This window comes from Pseudofrankia saprophytica, from assembly GCF_000235425.2.
GTDB classification, from domain to species: Bacteria; Actinomycetota; Actinomycetes; order Frankiales; family Frankiaceae; genus Pseudofrankia; species Pseudofrankia saprophytica.
In genome coordinates this window covers 7,274,879-7,296,509 of sequence record NZ_KI912266.1, presented here as the reverse complement: position 1 = coordinate 7,296,509, position 21,631 = coordinate 7,274,879, and the positions used below count along the sequence as shown (strand labels likewise).

The 21,631-nt window shown below is 71.0% G+C and carries 19 protein-coding genes; 8 read left to right on the top strand and 11 right to left on the bottom strand.

Annotation, left to right across the window (positions count from 1 at the left end; translation table 11 throughout):
- Positions 1-114: 114 nt before the first annotated feature.
- From FRCN3DRAFT_RS47095 to FRCN3DRAFT_RS0230695, 8 genes are all read right to left on the bottom strand, one after another.
- On the bottom strand, positions 115-1,935 hold the full coding sequence (locus FRCN3DRAFT_RS47095) for a flavin-containing monooxygenase (RefSeq protein ID WP_007509951.1): 1,821 nt from the start codon (positions 1,933-1,935) through the stop codon (positions 115-117).
- Positions 1,936-1,963: 28 nt separating this feature from the next.
- Positions 1,964-3,649, bottom strand: coding sequence for an FAD-dependent oxidoreductase (locus tag FRCN3DRAFT_RS0230725; RefSeq protein WP_007509949.1), 1,686 nt, complete (start codon positions 3,647-3,649; stop codon positions 1,964-1,966).
- Between the two features lie 164 nt (positions 3,650-3,813).
- Entirely contained in the window at positions 3,814-4,752 is a 939-nt protein-coding gene (locus FRCN3DRAFT_RS0230720; RefSeq protein ID WP_007509947.1) for a 3-carboxyethylcatechol 2,3-dioxygenase, read from the bottom strand.
- Positions 4,709-5,266 (bottom strand): MarR family winged helix-turn-helix transcriptional regulator, encoded by a 558-nt coding sequence (locus tag FRCN3DRAFT_RS47090; RefSeq protein ID WP_007509941.1) that lies wholly within the window; start codon positions 5,264-5,266, stop codon positions 4,709-4,711. Before FRCN3DRAFT_RS47090 ends, FRCN3DRAFT_RS0230720 begins: the two co-directional genes overlap by 44 nt.
- 21 nt (positions 5,267-5,287) lie before the next feature.
- Positions 5,288-6,538 carry an amidohydrolase family protein gene (locus FRCN3DRAFT_RS0230710; RefSeq protein WP_007509939.1) on the bottom strand — a complete coding sequence of 417 codons (1,251 nt, stop codon included), beginning with the start codon at positions 6,536-6,538 and terminating at the stop codon, positions 5,288-5,290.
- 121 nt (positions 6,539-6,659) lie between these two features.
- Complete coding sequence (locus tag FRCN3DRAFT_RS0230705; protein WP_007509937.1) at positions 6,660-7,628, bottom strand: quinone oxidoreductase family protein; 969 nt, start codon at positions 7,626-7,628, stop codon at positions 6,660-6,662.
- Positions 7,628-7,987, bottom strand: coding sequence for an EthD domain-containing protein (locus tag FRCN3DRAFT_RS0230700; RefSeq protein WP_007509936.1), 360 nt, complete (start codon positions 7,985-7,987; stop codon positions 7,628-7,630). The genes FRCN3DRAFT_RS0230705 and FRCN3DRAFT_RS0230700 overlap by 1 nt, the downstream gene beginning before the upstream one ends.
- 37 nt (positions 7,988-8,024) lie before the next feature.
- Complete coding sequence (locus FRCN3DRAFT_RS0230695) at positions 8,025-9,182, bottom strand: acyl-CoA dehydrogenase family protein (protein WP_007509934.1); 1,158 nt, start codon at positions 9,180-9,182, stop codon at positions 8,025-8,027.
- A 196-nt stretch (positions 9,183-9,378) separates the two neighbouring features.
- On the opposite strand from FRCN3DRAFT_RS0230695, the gene FRCN3DRAFT_RS0230690 reads away from it, so the two are divergent.
- From FRCN3DRAFT_RS0230690 to FRCN3DRAFT_RS0230665, 6 genes are all read left to right on the top strand, one after another.
- Entirely contained in the window at positions 9,379-11,397 is a 2,019-nt protein-coding gene (locus FRCN3DRAFT_RS0230690; RefSeq protein WP_027141092.1) for an alpha-ketoacid dehydrogenase subunit alpha/beta, read from the top strand.
- Positions 11,398-11,554: 157 nt separating this feature from the next.
- Complete coding sequence (locus FRCN3DRAFT_RS0230685) at positions 11,555-12,841, top strand: cytochrome P450 (protein ID WP_007509931.1); 1,287 nt, start codon at positions 11,555-11,557, stop codon at positions 12,839-12,841.
- Positions 12,842-12,880: 39 nt separating this feature from the next.
- Positions 12,881-13,075, top strand: coding sequence for a ferredoxin (locus tag FRCN3DRAFT_RS0230680; protein ID WP_007509929.1), 195 nt, complete (start codon positions 12,881-12,883; stop codon positions 13,073-13,075).
- Entirely contained in the window at positions 13,068-13,925 is an 858-nt protein-coding gene (locus FRCN3DRAFT_RS0230675) for an enoyl-CoA hydratase-related protein (protein ID WP_007509927.1), read from the top strand. Before FRCN3DRAFT_RS0230680 ends, FRCN3DRAFT_RS0230675 begins: the two co-directional genes overlap by 8 nt.
- Positions 13,922-14,701, top strand: a complete 780-nt coding sequence (locus FRCN3DRAFT_RS0230670) for an SDR family NAD(P)-dependent oxidoreductase (protein ID WP_007509925.1) — start codon at positions 13,922-13,924, stop codon at positions 14,699-14,701. The genes FRCN3DRAFT_RS0230675 and FRCN3DRAFT_RS0230670 overlap by 4 nt, the downstream gene beginning before the upstream one ends.
- A 13-nt stretch (positions 14,702-14,714) precedes the next feature.
- Positions 14,715-15,488 carry an SDR family NAD(P)-dependent oxidoreductase gene (locus FRCN3DRAFT_RS0230665; RefSeq protein ID WP_007509923.1) on the top strand — a complete coding sequence of 258 codons (774 nt, stop codon included), beginning with the start codon at positions 14,715-14,717 and terminating at the stop codon, positions 15,486-15,488.
- A gap of 48 nt (positions 15,489-15,536) precedes the next feature.
- On the opposite strand, the gene FRCN3DRAFT_RS47085 is transcribed toward FRCN3DRAFT_RS0230665, so the two are convergent.
- On the bottom strand, positions 15,537-16,250 hold the full coding sequence (locus FRCN3DRAFT_RS47085; protein ID WP_007509921.1) for a TetR/AcrR family transcriptional regulator: 714 nt from the start codon (positions 16,248-16,250) through the stop codon (positions 15,537-15,539).
- 251 nt (positions 16,251-16,501) lie between these two features.
- Between FRCN3DRAFT_RS47085 and FRCN3DRAFT_RS0230655 the strand changes: the two genes are divergently transcribed.
- Together FRCN3DRAFT_RS0230655 and FRCN3DRAFT_RS47080 are read left to right on the top strand one after the other, a co-directional pair.
- Positions 16,502-17,551 carry a cyclase family protein gene (locus FRCN3DRAFT_RS0230655; protein WP_007509919.1) on the top strand — a complete coding sequence of 350 codons (1,050 nt, stop codon included), beginning with the start codon at positions 16,502-16,504 and terminating at the stop codon, positions 17,549-17,551.
- An 897-nt stretch (positions 17,552-18,448) separates the two neighbouring features.
- The gene (locus FRCN3DRAFT_RS47080) at positions 18,449-19,837 is read left to right on the top strand and encodes an HNH endonuclease signature motif containing protein (RefSeq protein ID WP_232794332.1); all 1,389 of its coding nucleotides are present in this window, start codon (positions 18,449-18,451) and stop codon (positions 19,835-19,837) included.
- Here the strand turns inward: FRCN3DRAFT_RS47080 and FRCN3DRAFT_RS0230640 are convergent.
- Both FRCN3DRAFT_RS0230640 and FRCN3DRAFT_RS0230635 read right to left on the bottom strand, forming a co-directional pair.
- Positions 19,812-20,975 carry an MTB12 C-terminal domain-containing protein gene (locus FRCN3DRAFT_RS0230640; protein ID WP_007509916.1) on the bottom strand — a complete coding sequence of 388 codons (1,164 nt, stop codon included), beginning with the start codon at positions 20,973-20,975 and terminating at the stop codon, positions 19,812-19,814. The genes FRCN3DRAFT_RS47080 and FRCN3DRAFT_RS0230640 overlap by 26 nt on opposite strands.
- On the bottom strand, positions 20,972-21,595 hold the full coding sequence (locus FRCN3DRAFT_RS0230635) for a SigE family RNA polymerase sigma factor (RefSeq protein WP_007509914.1): 624 nt from the start codon (positions 21,593-21,595) through the stop codon (positions 20,972-20,974). The genes FRCN3DRAFT_RS0230640 and FRCN3DRAFT_RS0230635 overlap by 4 nt, the downstream gene beginning before the upstream one ends.
- Between the last annotated feature and the right edge of the window lie 36 nt (positions 21,596-21,631).

Below are 21,631 nucleotides of genomic sequence, written 5' to 3'. Positions count from 1 at the left end.
ACGGCGACACGGTCCTGATGATCACTACGGCTGCCGCGGTGCGAGGCCGACGTTTCGGCCGTCAGGACGGGCCTACCCGTCAGGATGGCCTTGGCTGCCGGAATGGTTTCGCCGTCAGGTCGCGGTTGACCCGTCCGGAGCCGGTCGGCTCTCCGTCTCCGGGTCGACTGGTTCGATGCCCTCCTCGATGGCCTTGATGAGCAGGGCCATGAAGCGGGTGTAGAAGCGGGCCATCCGGATGAAGCCGGTGCCGAACCAGAGGCCGGGCTGGGCGGAGCGGCGCCAGGTGTTGGCGTACTCGCCGTCGGCGGCGCGGCCGTAGGCCTTGTCGATCTTCTCGGCGGCCGCGCCGAGGACGGGCTGCAGGTGGCCCCAGAACTGGTGGTAGCCGGTCGCGAAGACGATGAGCTCGACGTCGTCCATGGTCGAGCCGTCGGTGAAGGTGACCGTCTTGCCGTTGATCTCGGCCAGTTCGACGCCCTGTTTGAGCTTCACCCGGCCGTCGGCGATCAGTTCGGAGGCGCCGATGTCGATCTGGTAGGCGTCCCGGCCGGACATGTGCGCGCCGATGATGCCGGTGCCGTCGGGTCCCCACTCGAGCTTGAAGCCCTGGGCCTCGAGCCGGTCGAGCAGCGGGCGGTCGGCGGCGGCGGCCTCCTTCACCAGCCGTTTGTTCAGCTCGTCCACCCGCACGTTGGGCAGCGAGTAGGTCATCTGGTCGGCGAAGTCCGGGGTGTACGGCATGTCCTCGGTGAACAGCGTCGACCAGTAGCGGTGGTACGACTCGTAGGTGACGACGTAGGTCGCGCCGCGCTGGACCATGGTGACGTCGGCGCCGTGCTCGTAGAGGTCGTGGGCGAGCTCGTGGCCGGACACGGCGGCGCCGACGACGAGGACCTTCTTGCCGGGGAAGTCGGCGCCGTTCTGGAACTCGTCCGAGTGCGTCCAGATGCCCTGGTAGGTCTCCAGTCCCTTGATCTGGGGAACCCTCGGAGCGCCGAACATGCCGCCCGCGACGACGAAGTGCCGCGGCCGCAGCTCCTGGATCGACCCGTCGCCGCGCCGGACGTGGATGGACCAGCGCTGCGTCTGTTCGTCGTACCGGCCCCGCAGGAAGGTGGTGGACGTCCAGACGTTGATGTCCATCAGCGTCGCGTAGGACTCGATGAAGTCCGCGAACTTGTCCTTCGGGGTGTGCGCGGGCCAGTTCGGCGGCAGCGACATGTACGGCAGGTGGTCGCCGTAGACGGTGCTGTGCAGCGCGAGCGACGCGTAGCGCCGCCGCCACTGGTCACCGACGCGGGCGTCCTTGTCGATGACGAGCGTCGGGACGTCGAGGGCACCGAGGCGTGCCGCGATCGCCAGGCCGTTGTGGCCCGCGCCGAGCACCAGCACCGCCGGGTCCTCGCCCTCGAAGGCGGCCTCCCGGGCGCGGTCCTTCGTCCACCGGGTGCGGCCCTCGACGATGCCGTAGACCTTCCCCTCCTTGCGGTGGTGCCGGATCCGCTCCGGGTGGTCGGCCAGGCCGATGACCTGCGTCTGCAGGGTCATCGCGCGGAACTTCTCCCCGTTCGCGACGAGCAGGACGTATGCGCGGTCGACGCGGTCGGAGGTGGTGAAGTCGAAGAAGGCGTTGATGCCGGCGTCGGAGACGACGGGCGCCTGCTCCCCGCTGGGCGCGAAGTCGGCGGCGCGCCATTCCTTGGCGAGCTCCAGGAACCGCGGCACCGTCTCGTCCCGCCCGACGGTGTGATGGAAGTCCCAGGGGAAGGCCATGAAGTCGCGCCAGGTCGCGTCCTCGGCGAACAGGTCCGACAGCGCGGGCTCGGAACCGTCCCGCACCGCCGTCGCCAGGTCGGACACCCAGCCGGCGAAGATCTGCGCGGCTTCCTGCGCCGTGACCTCCCCGAAGGCGCGGTCAACCGTCTGCGTCATCGTCTCTCCTACTCAGCCAGTGCCGATCTCAGCCAGTGCCGACAGAGTCGGTCGCGCCGCTGGGAACAACGGCGCGGTTGCGCATGGGAACTACGGCGCGGTCGCGCACGGCGGCGCGGCCGGCATTTCGGCCCCACACCCCGGCGACCGCCAGCGTCGCGCCGGCGCCGCCGTAGACCATGCCGGTGGGGTTCGCCATGACGTTGCCGGCGGCGTAGAGCCCGCCGATCACGTCGCCATCGACGTCCAGGACGCGGCCCGCGCCGTCCGTGCGTGGGCCGCCCTTCGTGCCGAGCAGGGACGACTCGACCCGGACGCCGTAGAAGGGCGCGGTCTCGACCGGTCCCAGCGTCGAGTGGGTCGAGTCGGGGTCCAGCGTCGTGCGGCCGCCGGGAAACCGGTCGAACGCGCTCTCGCCGCGGCCGAAGTCGGGGTCGACACCGGCGCGGGCCTGCTCGTTGAACGCCGCGACGGTCGTCTCGACCTGCTCGGCCGGCAGGCCGAGGCTTCCCGCCAGTTCGCCGAGGGTGTCCGCGCGGGTCACCCACGCCGGCACCGCGGCGCCGGGTGCGCCGCCCAGGACGCCGAAGCGGTCGACCGTCGACTGATCGAAGATCAGGTAGCTGGGCAGGTTCGGGTACTCGAAACGGGACGCGTCCAGCTCGTGGAAGGCGCCGCCGAAGGCGTTGTAGTTGGCGGCCTCGTTCGCGAACCGGCGGCCGTACCCGTTCACCATGACCGACCCGGGCAGCGCCCGCTCGCGCGAGGCGAGCAGCCCGTTCGCGCCGCCGTCGCGGCGCAGGCCGGGGAAGCTCACCGCCGGCGCCCACCAGGCCTCGCGCATGTTGCCGAGCTGGGCGCCGACGCGCATCGCCATCCGCAGCCCGTCACCGGTGTTCGTCGGCGCCCCGAGCGGCCGGGTGAGCGGCCCCCGCAGGAAGTCGCGGACCAGCGCCGGGTCGTACTCGAAGCCGCCGGTGGCGAGCACGACCGCGCCGGCCGAGACCGCTTGGACACCCGCGGGAGTCTGGATCTCGACGCCGGTGACGGCGCCGTCGGTGGTCAGCAGCCGCAGCCCGCGGGAGCCGGTGAAGACCTCGACCCCGTGGCGCAGGCAGGCCCCCAGCAGGCCCGCGACGAGGCCGCGGCCGAGCCCTTCGGCGCCCGCCTGGTCGCGCCTCGCGAGCTCGCCGGCCGGGAGCACTCCGGTGCCGCCGCCGAGCGGCGTCTCCCGGATGAGCAGCCGGCTCGGGGTGCCGGCGATGCGGTCCGCCCACTCGCCGAGGTCGGCCAGGCTGACGAGGCCGACCTCGATCGACCGCCCGCCGCCGGGCAGGCCGCCCGGCCGCTCGGGGTGGTAGTCGGGATAGCCCTCGACGAGCTGGAACCGTAACTCGGTGTGCTGGTGGATGAAGTCGACGTACTCGGGACCGCCGTCGACCAGCGCCTCGGCGAGCTCCGGCAGGATCATCCCGTTGGACAGGCTGGCCAGGTATTCGCGGCCCCGCGCCAGCGAGTCCTCGACGCCCAGCTCGCGGGCGGGCTGGTTGCCGGGGATCCAGACGGTCCCGCCGGACAGGGCGGTCGTGCCGCCGACCAGCTCGGCCTTCTCGAAGACGGCGACGCGCGCAGCACCCTCGACCGCCGCGGCGAGCGCGGCGGTCAGCCCCGCCGCGCCCGAGCCGAGAACCACGACGTCGTATCTGTTGTGCATCGCACGCCCCTACTGCCGCGGACCCTGCACACGAGATCTCGTGGGAGATCCTGCGCGGCATCTGCTTGTGCAGATAATGCACGGTCCCGTTCTAATAGTGCAGCAGACGGAGATTACCTTTGGTGGTCGGACCGAGGCAAGGGCTCGTCAGCCTGGCCGTCAGCTCAGCCGGTGGGCAGCGCGGTGGTCACGGCGAAGCCGGCGATGTACTCGGGGATCGCGCGGTAGTAGCGGTAGCCGACCTCGTACGGTCCGGCGACGGCCAGCGCCGCGTAGGCGGCGATCCAGGTGCGGATCTCGTGCGCGCCCCCGCCGTGGGCACCGACCTCGTTGTTGCTCCAGCCGTCGAGCTCGGTGAGCTTGCCCGCCCCGAGCAGGTCGAGGAACGCCTCGTCCCAGTCCGGGGTCAGCGGCAGCCGGTCGCTCGTCCCGGCGGCCAGCCGCTCGCCCTCGGCGGCGGCGCCGATGTGCTTGCGCTCCGCCTCCTCGGCGGTGAGCGGGCGACCGGAGACGAGCCGCTCGGCCACGGGTGCGGGAGCGGTGTCGAGCGCGGGCACCGGCGGGTCATGCGAGATACCGCCCGAGCCGACGAACAGCACCCGCTCGTCGCGGGCCGCGAAGAACCGCCCGATCGCCGTGCCCAGCGCCCGCGACCGCGACAACGGCCCGAGCGGCGGCGCGGCCGCGTTGATGAAGACCGGGATGACCGGTCGCGCGTCCAGGGCGCCGAAGAGCTCACGCAGCGGCTGCGCGGTGGAGTGGTCGACCTCCATCCGGTGCGAGATCGACAGGTCTACGCCCGCGTCGAGGACGGCGCCGGCGAGCTCGCGCGCGAGCCCGGTCGGCACCGCCAGGTCCCCGGCGAGGCTGGAGTAGTCGCCGATCGCCCTGGCGGCGACGCCCAGGCAGAACGGCGGCAGCTGCCGGTAGAAGAACCCGTTGAAGTGGTCCGGCACGAAGATGACGACGACGTCGGGGTCGACGGCGGCGGCGAAGTCGCGGGCCGCGCCGAGTGCCCCCGCCACGTCCGCCTCCAGCTCCGGGCGCTGCGTGGTGATGTCAAGCAGGGGACTGTGCGACATGCAGCAGAGCGCCAGCGGCATCGGTTCCTCCGTCCTCCTGGGCGTCTCCCCAGGCGTGGCGCATCTTCGCGAAGACCGAGACCAGCGCTCGCGTCTCCTCGGTGGTAAGCCCGAGCTGGGAGAACAGCTCGGAGTTCAGCCGCCGGATGGCGGTGCGGGTGCGGGCCCGGCCGGTGCGGGTGGCCTGGGCGAGAGTGACCCGACGGTCCGACGGATGCGGCCGCCGCTCCAGGTAGCCCTGCTTCTCCAGCTTGTTGACGAGGTTCGTGATGCTCGCCTGGTGCAGCTGCAGTGCCTTCGCGAGGTACGACAGCGGCACCGCGTCCTCGTTGAAGTACAGGACGACGAGCACCTCATAGCGCGCGAACGACAGCTCGACGGGAGCGAGGATCTCGTCGGCGCGCGCCATGAGGAGCTGGTGTACCCGCAGCAGTGAGGTAACCGCGATCATGCCGTCGGCGGTGTCGTCCCAGCCCTTGTCGACCCACAGGTCGTACGCGGCCTGGATCGGATCGCGGTTCCATTGCTTGGGCACGTCAGTTCGGCTCGTCTCGGCTCAGACTGTCGCGGGCTGCTTGAAGCCCATCACGTCGGCGAGCGTGCCGCCGACGATCGCCTTGCGCTCCGCGTCCGGGACGCCGGCGAACTGCTGGGCGAGCAGCTCCTGGCTGCCCCGGAACGTGCCCTCGGCGTGCGGGTAGTCGTTGCCCCAGATGATCGAGCTCACGCCGGTGATGTGCCGGGCGGCGACCGCGGCCAGGTCGTCGGAGAACGAGACGTGGAACTGGCGCTGCACGTACTCGCTCGGCATGAGCGGGTAGGGCCACTTCTCGTTGAGCAGGAAGATCCGCGCCATCGTGTCCTGGCCCTCGAGGGTCGGCGGGGCCTCGTCGTTCCAGGAGCCGATCCACCAGTCGGTGTCCTGGCCGATGCCGGTGGTCCACGCCTTGTCCATGGCGCCGACGAGCGAGGACAGCCAGTGCGCGTTGAACTCGATCAGGTTGAAGTGCAGCTCGGGGTACCGCTCGGCCACGCCGGCGCCGATCAGGTCGCAGATCACCTTCTGCGGCGTGAGCGTCGACAGGACCGACTGGGTGTAGAGCCGCTCGGCGGCGGACTTCGCGGTCACCGGCTGGTTCACCTGCCGGGCGTTCTCCTTGACGACCCGCATCGTCGAGGACGACGGGTTCTTCATCTTCACGCCACCGGTCTGGGTGTGGAAGAAGATCTGCGCGCCGGCGGCGCGGGCCGCGTCCCAGACCCGGTCGAGCGCCGGGTCCCAGTACGTCGTCGGCGGGATGCCGGGCAGCAACAGGGCCTTGAAGCCGGCGCTGGTCACCCGCTCGATCTCGGCGACGGCGTCGTCGATGTCGGTGAGCGGGATCGGGCAGGTCGGGGCGATGCGGTCCCGGTATGGCAGGAAGCGCTCGATGAGGTAGCCGTTGTAGACCCGGGCGTGCTCGATCGACAGCTCGTGGTCGTCGGAGTACAGCCCGAAGATCGACAGGTTCGGGTGCATCACGCAGGCGTCGACGCCGTCGGCCGTCAGGTCCTCGATGATCGTCTCCGGGTCGCCGTCGGGCGTGCGCCCCGAGGTCTGCCGGTAGCGGGAGACCGTCCAGCCCTCGAAGCCGGGCGTGTGCAGGCGACGGAAGACCTTCGCCCCACCCTCGACCAGCGGCTCCTCGAGCTCGATGTCCTCCTCCCAGACCGCGCGGTCACGCAGGTGGACCGGCATGCGGGTCTTGAAGAGGTCGATCGGCTCGAGGATGTGCCCATCGGCGGAGACAACGAAATCCTTGGACATGCCACACCATCCGTTCATGATCGGCTTGTACCGACCGGTCCATCAGTGTCTATCTCGCCCGGATGTATTGAGTCAATACCGTTTGATTTCAAAGTATCTGTCGGCGGCCTACTCCGGTGACCTACTTGGGTCGGGCGACCACCTTGCCGAAGACGTCGCCGTCCACCATGGCCTGGAAGCCGGCCCGGGTGTCGGCGAGCGGGATGACCTCGTGGATCGGGGGCCGCAGGCCGTGGTCCACGATCATCTTCACGAGCCCTTCGAGATCGTGGCGGGATCCCATGGTGGTGCCGACGATCCGCAGGTTGGCCAGGTACAGCCGCTCGATGTCCAGGGGCGGGTTCGTCCCGGACGTCATGCCGGCGACGACGATCGTGCCGCCGGGACGAACGGCCTTCATCGAGTGCGCCCAGGTGGCCGCCCCCACGGTCTCGATGACCACGTCGACCCGTTCCGGGAGCCGCGCGCCCGGCTCGAACGCCGCGGCCGCGCCGAGCGCGACGGCGCGGGAGCGCTTCGCCTCGGACCGCCCGGTGACCCAGACGCGCACGCCGGCCGCGCGGCCCAACATGATCACTGCGGTCGCCACGCCGCCGCCGGCGCCCTGCATGAGCACCGTCGTGCCCTCGGTGGCGCCGGCCAGGACGAACAGCATCCGGTAGGCCGTCAGCCAGGCCGTGGGCAGGCAGGCCGCCTCCTCGAACGACAGCTCGGCCGGCTTGGCCACCAGGTTGCGGGACGGCACGGCGACGAACTCGGCCAGCCCGCCGTCGTGGAAGTCCGACAGCATCGAGATCCTCGGGTCGAGCACCTCGTCGCCCGTCCAGGCGGGGTCGCCCACCAGCGCGTGCACCAGGACCTCGTTGCCGGCCTCGTCGACGCCGGCCACGTCCGAGCCGAGCACGCGCGGGAACGGCGCGTTCCTGGGCCCGTGCCCGCGCAGCGACAGGATGTCGTGGTAGTTCAGCGACGCGGCCCTGACCTCGACGAGGCTCCAGCCCTCGGGAACGGCCGGCTCCGGGTGGTCGCCGACGCGCAGTCCCGACAGCGGGTCGGCCTGGTCGGCCGCGGTGATCGTCGCGGCCAGCATCAGCGGCCGACCCCGAGGTTGGACTCCTCGGTGACGAGCACGTACCGCCTGCTCTTGTCCATGAAGTTCTCCTCGTCGTCGCGCAGCACCCGGCCCTCGTCGCCGAGGTACCAGCGGTTCCAGGTCGTGAGCCCGGCGCGGTCGCGGAACCCGATCTCGGTCACGCAGTCGTACGCCGTCTCGGTGGTGCCGCGGCCGAGCACGACCGTGTGGTTCTGCACGTAGTGGATGATCGCGTCCGCCACCTCGGCCGGGATCACGCGGTGGAAGAGCGGCGCGTGCCGGTGCTCGTAGTACTCCCGGAACTCGCCGAGTGTCAGGTCCGGCCGGCGCTTGATGAGCGCGACGATCTTGATCATCGTGCGGGCCGGGCCGTCGCGGCGTCCGTCTCGGCCGTCACGGCGTGCGTTTCGTGAGGTGCCGTGCGATGACGTTGCGCTGGATCTCGCTGGTGCCCTCGCCGATCTCCAGGACCTTCGCGTCCGCGTAGAACCGGGAGATCGCGGACTCGCGCACGTAGCCGTAGCCGCCGTGGATCTGCACGCTCGCGCTGGCCGCGCGGTTGGCGACCTCGGAGGTGTAGAGCTTGGCCATCGCCGCCTCCTTGGCGAACGGCCGGCCCCGGTCGCCGAGCCACGCGGCGCGGTACACCAGCGCGCGGGCGGCCTCGACCTCGGTGGCCATGTCGGCGAGCTTGTGGCCGATGGCCTGGAACCGGGAGAGCTTGCTGCCGAACTGCTCACGCTCGTTCGCGTGCCGCAGCGCCAGGTCGAGGGCGGCCTGCGCGAGGGAGAGCCCGAGCGCCGCCACGCTGATGCGCCCGGCGTCGAGGACCTCCAGGAACTGACGCAGGCCGTTCCCCTCCTCGCCGATCAGGTGGTCGTCGGGGATCCAGCAGTCGGTGAAGATGAGCTCGCGGGTGTCCATCGCGTGCCAGCCCAGCTTGCGCAGCGCGTTTCCCTTGGAGTACCCCGGCGTGCCGTCCGGGATGAAGAACGTGCCGAAGCGCTTCTTGCCGTCGGGCGAGGTGCCGGTCGTCGCGAGGATGGTGACGCCGAGGCTGATCGGTGTGCCGGCGTTGGTGATGAACATCTTGGTGCCGTTGATCCGCCACCCGTTCCCGTCCCGCACCGCGCTCGTGCGGATGGACGCGGCGTCGGAGCCGGCGGTCGGCTCGGTGAGTCCGAACGCGCCGAGGTGCGTGCCGGTGGCCAGCGGGACGAGCCAGCGCTTCTTCTGCTCGTGGGTGCCGAAGGCGGCGAGCGGCAGCGACGCGATCGTCGAGTGGGCGTTCCACGCGGCGGCGATCGACTGGTCGGCGCCGCCGATGGCCTCCATCACGGCGACGTAGGTGACATAGCCGGCGTCCGCGCCGCCGTACTCCTCGTCGATGAGCATGCCCATGATCCCCAGCTCGGCGAACCTGGGGAAGATCTCGGCGGGGAAGTACTCACGCTCGCTCCAGTCGGCGGCGTGCGGCTCGATCTCCTTGGCCGCGAACTCGCGGCACACGCGCTGGAGGGCGAGCGTCTCCTCGGGGAGATCGAAGTCCATGGCCGCTTCCCGTCGACGAAGGGTTGCATTTTTGGAACGAGCGGTACAAGAATGTCGCGTTGTCGCCCGATGTCAAGCGGCCTGCCGCGCTGCCGCGGGCCAGGTGCGGGCCAGGTCACCGTTGGCCGGGTACGGCCAGGCCACCGAGGCCGGGTGCGGGCCAGCGGGGCACAGGCTGGAAGGAAGGCTGCAGGCGTTGACGTCCACCGACGTGGAAGAGATCGGCACCGATGCGGCGACGCTGGGTGAGCTTTACCGGCGGATGCGCCTGATCCGGCGCTTCGAGGAACGGGCGTCGGTGCTCTATCGCGACAGCCAGATCCCCGGCTTCCTGCACCTGTCCATCGGCCAGGAGGCGACCGCGGTCGGGGCCTGCTGGCCGCTCGACGACCGGGACGTGATCACGTCCACGCACCGCGGCCACGGCCACTGCATCGCCAAAGGCCTCGACGTCACCGAGATGTTCGCCGAGCTGATGGGGCGCGAGACGGGGACGAACCGCGGCCGCGGCGGCTCGATGCACATCGCCGACCCGCGCAAGGGCATCTTCGGCGCGAACGGCATCGTCGCGGCGGGGCTGCCGATCGCCGCCGGCGCCGCCATCGCCGCGCGGCTGCGCGCGGCCGGCGGCGCGGGTGACGGTTCGGCTGGCGCTGGCGCTGGCGGTTCGGCCGGCGGCGTCGTCGTCGCCTTCTTCGGGGACGGCGCGGTGGGGCAGGGCATGTTCCACGAGGCCGTGAACCTGGCCGCCGTCTGGGACCTGCCGGTGATCTTCCTGTGCGAGAACAACCACTACGCCGAGTTCTCGCCCGAGGCCGACCAGCACCGCGCGTCGCTGGCCGACCGGGCCCGCGGCTATGGCATCGGCTACGCGCACGTCGACGGCAACGACGTCCTCGCGGTGGCGCAGACGACGTCGCGGCTGGTCCGTGACCTTCGGGCCGGCGCAGGGCCGGTTCTGCTGGAGGCCGAGACCTACCGCTGGCACGGTCACTACGAGGGCGACCCGGAGCGATACCGGGACGCCACCGAGGTCGACACCGCCAAGATCGGCGATCCGCTGCTCGTGCTCGCGCGGCGGATGGAGCCGGAGCAGGTCGCGACGATCGACCGGGACGTCGACGAGCTGATCGAGAAGGCGGTGGCGACGGCGTCCGCCGCGCCCGAGCCCGACCCGGCGACGCTGTACCACTACGTCACCAGCCCGCGCGAGGCCGTCGCGGAGCCGCCCGAGCCGACCGGCGAGATCTTCCGGACGATGGACGCGGTGCACGACGCGCTGGACCTCGAGCTGGGCAGCGACCCCGACGTGTTCGTCGCCGGCATCGACGTCGGCGCCGGCGGCAACGTCTTCGGCCTGACCCGGGGGCTGGCGGCGAAGTACCCCGGCCGGGTGCGCGACACGCCGATCTCCGAGAGCGCGGTCATCGGCGTCGCCGTCGGCGCGGCCATGGCCGGCCTGCGGCCGGTGGTCGAGGTCATGTACCTCGACTTCATCGGCGTCTGCCTCGACCAGATCATGAACCAGGCCGCGAAGATGCGCTTCATGACGGGCGGCGCGGCGAGTCTGCCGCTGGTCGTCCGCACCCAGTTCGGGGCGGGGCGCTCGTCCGGCGCACAGCACTCGCAGAGCCTCGAGGCCCTGCTCGCGCACATCCCGGGGCTCACGGTCGTCATGCCGTCCACGCCGGCGGACACCTACGGCCTGCTGCGCAGCGCGATCCGTGACCCCAACCCCGTGGTCTTCATCGAGCACCGGCTGCTCTATGGGCGCAAGGGGCCGCGCCCCGCGTCCGACGCGCTGATACCGCTTGGCAAGGCCGCCATCCGCCGCGAGGGCACGGACGTCACGCTGGTGTCCTACTCGAAGATGGTGCACAACTGCCTCACCGCCGCCGAGCAGCTGGCCGGCGAGGGGATCAGCGTCGAGGTCATCGACCTGCGCACGATCGCGCCGCTGGACTACGAGACGGTCCTCGGGTCGCTGGCGAAGACCAACCGGCTCGTCATCGCGCACGAGGCGGTGACGCCGTTCGGCGTGGGCGCGGAGCTGGCCGCGGCGGCGGTGCGCGAGGGCTTCTGGACGCTGGACGCCCCGGTGATCCGGGTGGGCGCGGAGCCGACCCCGGCGCCGTACGCGCCGTCGCTCGAACGCGCCTGGCTGCCGGACGTCGAGCGGATCGCCGCCGCGGTGCGCGAGTCGGCCAGCGCGTAGACCGTATGAGCGAGCCGCCCGCCGAACCGACGCGCAGCGTGACGCGTGCGCGCCGCGCGGCCCGCGCGCACCCGAACGTCGAGCAGGACCCAACGCCGAGCACTGCCGAACGCCGAGCGCGACCCGGCGCCAGGCGCGACCGAACCGGAGCAGCCAGATGACGGAACTGACCGACCTCAGCACGGCGAACTTCTTCCGCGACCAGGAGATCGCGGTCGACCCGTGGGCGTACTTCAACTTCCTGCTGGCCGACCGTCCGGTCTGGATCGAGCCGAAGTACGGCGTCGCCATGGTCGCCGGCTGGGAGGAGGCGCTGGCGGTCTTCCGCGACCCCGACACGTTCTCCTCGTGCAACCTCATCGCCGGGCCGCGGCCGGCCTTCCCCGTCGAGATCAAGGGGCAGGGCGACGACATCTCCGAGCTGATCGAGGCGCACCGGGACGTGCTGCCGCAGAGCGACCAGCTCGTCACCTTCGACCCGCCGAAGCACACCGCTCACCGTTCCATCCTGATGGGGCTGATCACGCCCAAGCGCCTCAAGGAGAACGAGGAGTTCATGTGGCGGCTGGCCGACCGCCAGCTGGACACGATCCTCGCGATGGGCACCTGCGAGTTCATCGAGGACTTCGCCCAGCCCTACACGCTGCTGGTCATCGCCGACCTGCTGGGGGTCCCCGAAGAGGACCACCAGATGCTGCTGGAGAAGACCGGGATCGGCGTCCTGCCCGGTGGCACCGATGAGAAGCAGTCGATGGGGCACCACACCCTGGACCCGCTCTACGACTACTTCATCGACCGCATCGGGGCCCGCCGGAGCAGCCCCCAGGGCGACGTCCTCACCGGCATGGCGCAGGCGACCTTCCCGGACGGGACCACCCCGGACCTGATCGACGTCGCCCGGATCGGGGCCAACCTGTTCGCCGCTGGCCAGGAGACCACGGTCCGGCTGCTCGGCGCGTGCCTGCAGCTGCTCGGGGACAGCCCGGACCTGCAGCGGCAGCTTCGGGAGGACCGTTCCCTCATCCCGCGCTTCGTCGAGGAGGCGCTGCGCCTCCAGGGGCCGATCAAGAGCATGTTCCGGCTGGTGCGCAAGTCGACCACCCTCGGCGGCGTGGACCTGCCCGCGGGGACCGTCGTGTCGCTGGTCGGCGGCGCGACCGGCCGGGACCCGCGCCAGTTCGAGAACCCGGACGCGCTGTGGCTGGAGCGCCCGAACGCGCGCCGGCACCTGGCGTTCGGGCACGGCGTGCACACCTGCCCCGGCGCTCCGCTGGCCCGGTCCGAGGTGCGCGTCGTCCTGGAGCGGCTCTTCGACCGCACGTCCGCGATCAAGATTTCCGAGGAGTTCCACGGCCCGGCTGACGCGCGGCGTTACGAGTACATGCCCACCTACCTGTTCCACGGCCTGATGAGCCTGCACGTGGAGCTGACTCCCGTCGCGTGAGACCAGTGAGCCCGAGATGCTGCGAGTGGAGGAGCCAACGTGGCTCATGAGATACGGATTGATCGTGACCTGTGCATGGGGTCCGGTCAGTGCCTGATCTACGCGCCGAGTACCTTCGCCCAGGACGACGACGCGATCGCGATCGTCGTCGACCCCGACGGCAACACGGCGGCTGAGCTCGTCAGCGCTGTCACCGGCTGCCCGACGCAGGCGATCTCGGTCGTCGATGTCTGACGCTGACGCCTCGCCTGGCGCCGCCTCTGGCGCTGTCTCTGGCGCCGGGTCCGAGTCTGGCGCCGTTTCCGAGGCTGTCCGCTACGAGGTCTCCGACCACGTCGCGGTGATCACCCTGAACCGGCCCGCGGCGCGCAACGCCGTCAACCACGACGTCGCGGTCGGGCTGGAATCGGCGATCGACGCCCTGGAGAACGACCCGGACGTCTGGGTGGGCGTGCTGTGCGCCAACTCCGCTGGGCAGGCGCGCCCGGTGTTCTGCGCCGGCGCGGACCTCAAGGCGATCGAGGCCGGGCAGCTCGACACGCTCATGACCGCCCGCGGCGGGTTCGCGGGTTTCGTGTTCCGCGAGCGCGCCAAACCGGTGGTCGTCGCGGTCGACGGCCTGGCCACCGCCGGGGGGCTGGAAATCGTCCTGGCCGCCGACCTGGTCGTGGCCAGCACCCGCTCGGCCTTCGGGCTCGCCGAGGTGAAGCGCAACCTCGTCGCCTCCTCCGGAGGCCTGTTCCGGCTGCCGCGGGCGATCGGCCAGGCAGCCGCCCTGGACGCGATCCTCACCGGCGAGCCGATCGAGGCGACGCGTGCGTTCGCGCTGGGCCTGGTCAGCCGGCTCGTCGAGCCCGGCGAGGCGCTCACGGAGGCGCTGCGGCTGGCCGAACAGATCGCCGCGGCCGCGCCGCTGGCGGTGCGGGCCAGCCGCCGCATCGTGCGCGCCGCCGCGACCACTGACGATGACACGCTGCGAGCGATGTCCGACCAGGAGTTCAGGCGGCTGCTCGATTCCGAGGACACGAAGGAAGGATTGGCGGCGTTCATCGAGAAGCGCTCGCCGCGGTGGAGTGGGCGATGAGTGACCGGATCGAGATCCCGCCGACGTTTCCGACCGTCGGCGACGTCCGCGGTAAACGCGTGGTGCTGACCGGCGCCGGCCGGGGGCTTGGGGAGCTGCTCGCGCACGCGTTCTCCCGGGCCGGCGCGAGCGTCGCCCTGGTCGCGCGCACCGAACGCGACCTGAAGACGGTCGCCGACACCCTGCCCGGCCCGGTCCTGCTGTTCGACGGTGACGTGCGCGACGCCGCGTTCAACGAGGCGGTGGCCGACGGCACGGTGGCGGCCTGGGGCGGCGTCGACGCCTGGATCTGCAACGCCGGCATCTCCCCGGTCGTCGCCGGTCCGTTGAAGACCGACCCGGACGTGTGGCGCGACGTCCTCGACGTCAATCTCACGGGGGCCTTCCTGGGCGCCCGCGCCGCCGCGCGGGTGATGACCACGGGTGGACGCCTGATCTTCACCGGGTCCGTGCTGGGGGAGCGGCCGGCGCGCGGCCTGGCGGCCTACAGCGCGTCCAAGGCCGGGCTGGTGGGCATGGCGAAGGCGCTGGCGCTGGACCTCGCATCGAGGGGAATTACCGCGAACGTGGTCGCCCCCGGCTGGTTCGACTCACCGCTCGCCGCCGGTTGGAAGAGCAACGACCGCCTCGAGCGGTCCATCCTGGACCACACGGCGTTGCAACGCTGGGGCCGGCCCGGCGAGCTGGCCGGGGCCTACCTGTTCCTGGCCTCCGCCGCCGCCGATTTCCTCACCGGAGCCGTCCTCACTGTCGATGGCGGCTACCTACTCAAGTAAAAGGTCAGGTCAGATGTCCGATCAGCAGTCCGGTCGACCAAGCCCTTCCGGGCGACGCGTGGTGGTGCTGCTCGGCGCGGGCGGCACCCTCGGTTCAGCCCTGGCGCGCACGTTCGCGGCCGAGCCCGGCACCGACCTCGTCCTGGCCGATGTCAGCGAGGCGGCGCTGGCAGCGACGGCGGAGGGCATCGAGGGTGGCGACGCGAAGCCGGAGACCGCCGTCGCCGACGTCAGCGACCTGGCACAGGTCGAGGCCGTCGTGCGCCTGGCGGTGGAACGTTTCGGCCGGCTCGACGTCCTCATCAGCAACGCCGGCGTGCTCGCGCAGAACGGGCGCATCCACAACCTGACGACCGCGGACTGGGACCGGTCGTTCCGGGTCAACGTGCTGGGCGCCGTCAACGCCATCCATGCCGCCGTGGGACCCATGCGTAAGCAGGGCAGCGGGTCGATCATCCTGACGGCGTCGGTGGCGGGCATCACCGCGTGGTCGCACTCGGCGCCGTACTGCGTCACCAAGGCCGGCGTGATCCACCTCGCCAAGGTCGCCGCCGTCGAGTACGCCCGCGACGGCATCCGGGTGAACGCGGTCTGCCCCGGCACGTTCCTCTCCGGAATGCACACGGAGCTGCCCCAGAACGCGATCGACGCGATCGCGGCGAAGCACCCGCTCGGCCTCGGCGCGGCCGACGACCTGGTCGGTGCCTACTCCTACCTGGCGAGCGACGCGTCACGGTGGACCACAGGGTCGGCGATCGTCGTCGACGGCGGTTACGCCGCGCCGTAGCCGGCTCCCGCCCGTAGCCGGCTCCCCGAGCCGTAGCCGCCTACTGGGCTACGCGGTGCCCTGACGCCGCTTCTTCGCGCCCGTCCGCGCCGAGGGGACCGCCGGCGCCGGCGTACCGGCCACGTCCGTCGGCGGCCTGGTGACGGTGCCGGCGGACGGCGGTGCGGCGGAGATGCCGCGGACGAAGATGTCGGCGTACTGTGCGGCGAGGTCGAGCACGCCGACGCGCCCGCCCGGGCGCAGCCACAGGTAGGTGTAGTTGTGCATGCCCAGCCACGCCTTCGCCGCCATCGGCGGGTCGATGTCGCGAAAGTGGCCGGTGCGCTGGCCCGCCTCGAAGATGTCCTCGACGCGCATCTCGTATTCCCGGCGCCGCTGCCGGAACGTCTCGGCGTTCTCACCGGTGAGCGCGGGGAACTCGTGCAGGAAGACCCAGACGTGGTCGGGATAGCGGTGGATGACGTCGAGGAGTTCGGCGCCGAGCTGGGCGAGCTGCTCGGGCGGAGTGCCCTCCGAGCTCGCCGCCCTGTCGGCGCCGACCATCACCTCGTCCATCACCCGGTCGTGGATCGCGACGAGCAGCTGCTCCTTGGAGCCGATGTAGTAGTAAAGCGCGCCCTTGCCGACCTGGTTGGCTTCGCAGAGTTCGGCCGTGCTGGTGCCGTGGAACCCCCGCTGGGCGAAGACGTGCGCGGACGTGTCGATGATCGCCTGGCGGCGCAGCTCCCACTTGGCGCTGCGCCGAACAATGACCTCCGTCATGGCCTTCGCGGTCGCTCCGTTCGGCTCAGCTGTGTCGTTGGCTGTGTCGTTGGCGGTCAGGTGCGGGCCGGTGCCGTTTGAGGTCAGGAGTTCTGGTCAGGCGCTGGCCTGTGCCGCCGGAGGCCGTGTCCCGTGCCGCTGCGTACGTCTCCCCGCCGGTCAGGATACGCGGCCGTCAAATCGTTGACCGCTCGGTACAAGACTGGCTAGGTTCGCTGGGCGGGTGGCCGTCCCGGTCCTGAGGAGGAACAGTGGCAAAGCGCTGGAAGCAGCGTCCGCAGGACTCGAACTGGGGCGACTGGGGCGACGACGACGAGCTCGGCCGCGTCAACATGATCACGCCGGAGAAGGTGCTCGAGGGCGTCCGCGAGATCTCCGCCGGCCGTTCGTTCTCGCTGAGCCTCCCGCTGGACCTCCCTGGTGGCAGCTCGCTCAACCAGCGCCGCTACCCGCCGATCCTGCGGCCCACGGAGGACCTGAAGCACAAGCCCGACGTCTTCTACAACGTGGTCGGGCGGGATCGGCTGCACTACTCGTTCACCGACGTCTGGTCCGACGACCTGGTGACGCTCTGGTTGCAGTACTCCACGCAGTGGGACGCGCTGGTTCACCAGGGCGCGCTCTTCGACGCGGACGGCGACGGGGTCGAGGAGCCGGTCTACTACAACGGTTTCCGGCCTGACGAGGACGTGATCGGGCCGCAGGAGGACGCCAAGGGCGACGGCAGCGGCAGCCTCAGCTTCGCCCGGCACCTCGGCCTGGAGCACATGGCCGCGCACGGCGTGCAGGGTCGCGCCGTGCTGATCGACATCGCTCACCATCTCGGGAACACCGAGGAGTGGACCGGGGTCAGCTGGAAGACGCTGCGCGAGATCATCGACGCCGACAAGGTGGAGATCCGCCCCGGCGACATGGTGATCCTCCACACCGGGTATGCCACCAAGATCCTGGAGTGGAACGGCAAGCCCGACGAGTCTCGTATCCAGGCGATGTACCCCTACCTCGACGCGCAGGACGACGGGATCCTGCAGTGGATCCTCGACTCCGGGCTGTCGGCGCTCATCGCCGACAACTACGCCGTCGAGGGTTTCGCGCCCGCGAGCCGCGAGCCGCACACCCTGCTGCCGATCCACGAGCTGTGCCTGTTCAAGCTCGGCATCCCGCTCGGTGAGCTCTGGTACCTCCACGACCTGGCCGCCTGGCTCCGCGAGAACAACCGCACCAGCTTCCTGCTCACCGCCCCGCCCCTACGCCTCCCCGGCGCCGCCGGCGGCCCGCTGACCCCCATAGCGACGGTGTAGGCAAAACCGGTGATGGAACCCGCGTGGGCCTTCCTCACGCGGGGACCGGCGGCGGCGACGGTCACAGGTGACTAACCCGCGCTGGCAACCAGGCCAGGCGCCCGGTTGTCCTGTGGTCCGCGTGAGCGCGCACGCTCACCGGTGGGTCGCCCGTGCCGTCGTCGTGGTCGGTCATCTCTTCGGTAAGGCGGCGGTGGCGGCCGGGAACATCCTTCATCCGGCATGCCCATCATGTTCGTGATCCCATGCGTGCGGATGCTGGGCGTCCGCATCGCCGCCTGGTCTGGCAGGGGTTTCCGTCGTCTGGCCCGGACGGTGATACTGACGGCCCGGTTGGATCGCTTGCAGCTGTGATTCACGAAAGTCGCGGTTGCGTTTCCTTTTCCGTGTCGTCGAACGTGCGGGAAGCGGTAACCGCGTCTTCCGGGTAAATCCAGTTAGTGCGGTCCGGTTGCCCCCTCCATCTAAACTGGGGAGGGCGGCCGGAATGGCTGGTCCGACGCCGCCGACCGTGCCTGGCCCGAATTCCGGCGCGGTTGATTTCCCCCTCCTCCGAGCTACCATGAACCCATGTTCGATATGCATGGCGGCCATGCTCCGTCGTCGCCCGACCCACAGGCGGGTCCCGCGGATACCGCTGGGCCGCGCAGGGGCAGCTGGTCCGGACCTTCCCTCCGACCCACCGGTTCCAGACCGTCTGGGTTCAGTTCGCCGGCGCCACGGCGGCCGTTGTCCCGATCAGCGGCGCGCCCCTCCCGCCCGATCGCCGCCGCTCAGATGCCCGTCACCGCGACGGAAGAGCCGGGCGCGGTGTCTCTGGACGCGGTGTCTTCTGCCGCGGGGCCTGAAGGTGGACCGTTGAGGTGGCTCGCCCAGGCGGATACCGCCCTGGAGGCCATGCCGGCCGGGCTGGCGGGCTGCGCCGAGGAAGCGGCGTTTGACCTGGTGGTGGAGCTTGTCCGGCTGGCCTCCCGTCTGCAGGGCTTGACGATCCGGGCGCAGGTCCACCTGGCCAGGCTTCGGCCGGCGCCTTCCGACGACGGCGACGAGAGCGGTGGGCCCTATTCGGAGTTCCTCGCCGCCGAGCTGGGTCAGTCGCCCCGCACCGCTTCCGGCCGGCTCGCGCGGGCCTGGGATATCGCCCATCAGGTGCCCGACGCGCTCGACGCGTTGACGTCGGGCCAGCTGGACTACCCTCGGCTGCTCGCGCTGCACGACGTCACCCAGGCGCTGTCCGACGGGCAACGAGCCACCGTCGAGGCGCAGATGCTGGCCGGCGGCCGGTTGAAGTCGCCGTCGCAGTGGCGCCGCAAGCTGCACCGGATGGTCGCTCGGATCGATCCGGACGCCGCCGCGCGGCGGCGCAAGGAAGCGCACGCTCAGCGTGGCGTCGCCGTACAGGCTCTTGAAGACGGCATGGGTCTGCTGTCGGCGACGTTGGCGGCCCACGACGCACACGCGATCTTCGAGCGGATCGACCGGATCGCGAAAGCCGATGCCCGTGCCGACGGCGACAGGCGGCCGATCGACGCCCGGCGCGCGGACGTTCTCGCTGCGTTGCTGTTGGGTAACCGCCGCGAGTTGGTGAAGGTCGAGATTCAGGTCATCGCTGCCGTCGGCACCCTCGCTGGGCTGGACGACAACCCCGCCGAACTCGTCGGCCATGGCCCGATCCCGGCCACGGTCGGCCGGATGCTGGCCGCTGACGCGAACTGGCGCCGTGTCCTGACCGACCCGGACACCGGCACTGTCCTGGACCTCGGACACCGGCGGATTCCGACCCCGGCGCTTGCCCGGCTCATCCGACATCGGGACACCCGATGTGTCTTTCCCGGCTGCGGAATGCCCGCTACCTGCTGCGATATCGATCATACGGTCGCTCACGCCACGGGCGGTCGAACCGCACTCGACAACCTTGGCCTGTTGTGTCGCCATCACCATTCGGCCAAACAGGGTCGGGGGTGTCATTTCTCGCGTTCGTGCAGGCGGGGGTCGCAGGTCGTCTCGGCCGTTGCGGCCGACTGGCGTGATTCCAGAGCAGTCACGGCCTGCGACCAGTCACGAAGCGCATCCCGACTCTCTAAACCCAGCCGGCAGATTAGACCGGGCGCCGGAGGACGACGGCGGAACCGATCACGAGACACTCCCGATGGACGCCGCCGCGGGAGAATCTCGCGCAGCATGGGGCCGGCGCAGCTTCGCGGAAAAGACAGGCGGCCCACCGGTCGGGAGACCGGTGGGCCGCCGTGTGGTCACGGCTTCAGGGACACTGTTCGAGCAGGCTGATGGTTCGGAACGCGGCACAAAAGCTGGCGCCGCTGACCTGCCAGCCGGAACCGGTGCGGACCATGGTGTCGGTCACGTAGTCCGATATGCGGCCCGGGCTGATCGGGTGCTTCGGCTCGGTGAAGGTCAGTTCGGTCTCGATCGTGGCGTGGGTCGCGTCGACGCTTGCCGGCTGGCTGACGGTAATCTTCAGCGTCGCGGCGAAGCCGGGATAGTCGGTGAGGATCTTCCGGCGGGTGGCGAGCAGTGCCTGCCCGTCCTGGACGGCGGCGACCCACTGGTCGTCCGGGGTGGTCGGGGTGAACGCGGCCGCGACGACGGCGCGGATCGCTGCCGTGTCGGCCTCGCCGACCGCGCCGGGCCGGGTGCCGGGGCGCAGCCCGGCGGCGATCGCGCGCACCTCGGCCCAGTCGACGGGGACGACGTCGCTGACGATGACGCCGAGCGTCGGGCCGTGCGGGCCGGCCTGCCAGTAGAGGGCGCCCTGATAGCGGGCGTTGGTACCGTCGCCGCCGGGCAGCGGGGGCTCGCTGGCCAGGGCTCTCGGATCGCTGGGGGTGACGCCGTCGCCGACCTGGAGGGCGGGCTGGCCGGCGACCGTGGTGCCGGTCGCAGCGGGGAAGTAGGCTCGTAGGTTGTCGACGGTGTAGCCGTCGGCGTCGGGCAGCCAGTCGACGGTGACGGTGATCATGGCGGTCTGCCCGCCGTCGGGGCGCACGAACGCGCTGTTGTAGGTCCAGGACTGGTTGCTGATCCAGCCGTCCGGGCCCTGCGGGACCGGCCCCCGAGCGGCGAACGCCGGGGTGGCGAAGCCGTGGTCATCGCCGACGTGGACGCTGCCCGCGGGTAGCCAGTTGGTCGTCAGGCCGCCGTAGGCCCACGGGAGGGGGGGCCGCGCGGGGTCGACGGTCCGGGCGGGGGTGATCGTGAAGCCGGTGCGCAGGCCGACGGGGATCGCGAAACCGGCGACGATCACAGCAACGACGGCGGCGACCGCGGCGAGCCGGCCACGGGAGCGGTGCCGGCGGGCGCGCGCGTGGACGGCCGGGCCGAACGTCGGCGGGATGCCGCCCGGCGGCGGGTCGGTGCGCAGGGCACGCAGGTGGGCGAGCAGGTCGGTGTCGTCGATCCGGTTCACCAGTTCTCCCCCTCGGCAGTGACGGCGACAGACTTAGAGCGCCCGTTGGTCAGGATGTCGGCGGTCGGCGTCGCCACGGCCTGCGGGCGCGGGGCATAGGGGCCTAGGCCGGCGAGGTGCTCGCTGCTGCGGAGCCGCAACAGGCCGCGGTGAGCCTGGGCGCGGACGGTGCCGATCGAGCAGCCGAGCACGGCGGCGACGTCGCCTTCGGGCAGGTCGTCGACGTAGCGGAGCACGATGACGGCTCGTTGCTTCGGCGGGAGGGCGCGCAGGGCGCGGATCAGGCCGTCGCGGACGGTTAGCCGGTCGGCGTGATCCGTGCCCGCCTCGGCCGGATCGACGGTCCACGCGCCGTCGACGAGCAGCGGCACCTCGGTGACCCGGGCGCGCAGCCGTCGCCATCGGGACGTGGCCCCGTTGACCAGGGCTCGGCGGACGTAGGCCTCGGGCTGGTCGTCGGCGATCCTGGGCCAGTGCCGCAGCACCTTCTCAAACGCGGACTGCAGCAGGTCCTCACCAGCGGCCCGGTCGCCACCTGACAGCAGCACAGCGGTCAGGAGAAGCCGGCCGGCCGCCTCTCCCATGAACGCCTCGAATGATCGTTTGTCATCCGCACGCACCCTCGCCTCCGGTCTCTGTGTTTCCTGGCTCGCGTC

Coding starts and splice junctions, on each gene's coding strand:
- FRCN3DRAFT_RS47095 (WP_007509951.1), bottom strand. CDS start 1,935: ATGACGCAGACGGTTGACCGCGCCTTCGGGGAGGTCACGGCGCAGGAA.
- FRCN3DRAFT_RS0230725 (WP_007509949.1), bottom strand. CDS start 3,649: ATGCACAACAGATACGACGTCGTGGTTCTCGGCTCGGGCGCGGCGGGG.
- FRCN3DRAFT_RS0230720 (WP_007509947.1), bottom strand. CDS start 4,752: ATGCCGCTGGCGCTCTGCTGCATGTCGCACAGTCCCCTGCTTGACATC.
- FRCN3DRAFT_RS0230710 (WP_007509939.1), bottom strand. CDS start 6,538: ATGTCCAAGGATTTCGTTGTCTCCGCCGATGGGCACATCCTCGAGCCG.
- FRCN3DRAFT_RS0230705 (WP_007509937.1), bottom strand. CDS start 7,628: ATGCTGGCCGCGACGATCACCGCGGCCGACCAGGCCGACCCGCTGTCG.
- FRCN3DRAFT_RS0230700 (WP_007509936.1), bottom strand. CDS start 7,987: ATGATCAAGATCGTCGCGCTCATCAAGCGCCGGCCGGACCTGACACTC.
- FRCN3DRAFT_RS0230695 (WP_007509934.1), bottom strand. CDS start 9,182: ATGGACTTCGATCTCCCCGAGGAGACGCTCGCCCTCCAGCGCGTGTGC.
- FRCN3DRAFT_RS0230685 (WP_007509931.1), top strand. CDS start 11,555: ATGACGGAACTGACCGACCTCAGCACGGCGAACTTCTTCCGCGACCAG.
- FRCN3DRAFT_RS0230675 (WP_007509927.1), top strand. CDS start 13,068: ATGTCTGACGCTGACGCCTCGCCTGGCGCCGCCTCTGGCGCTGTCTCT.
- FRCN3DRAFT_RS0230670 (WP_007509925.1), top strand. CDS start 13,922: ATGAGTGACCGGATCGAGATCCCGCCGACGTTTCCGACCGTCGGCGAC.
- FRCN3DRAFT_RS0230665 (WP_007509923.1), top strand. CDS start 14,715: ATGTCCGATCAGCAGTCCGGTCGACCAAGCCCTTCCGGGCGACGCGTG.
- FRCN3DRAFT_RS47085 (WP_007509921.1), bottom strand. CDS start 16,250: ATGACGGAGGTCATTGTTCGGCGCAGCGCCAAGTGGGAGCTGCGCCGC.
- FRCN3DRAFT_RS47080 (WP_232794332.1), top strand. CDS start 18,449: ATGCCGGCCGGGCTGGCGGGCTGCGCCGAGGAAGCGGCGTTTGACCTG.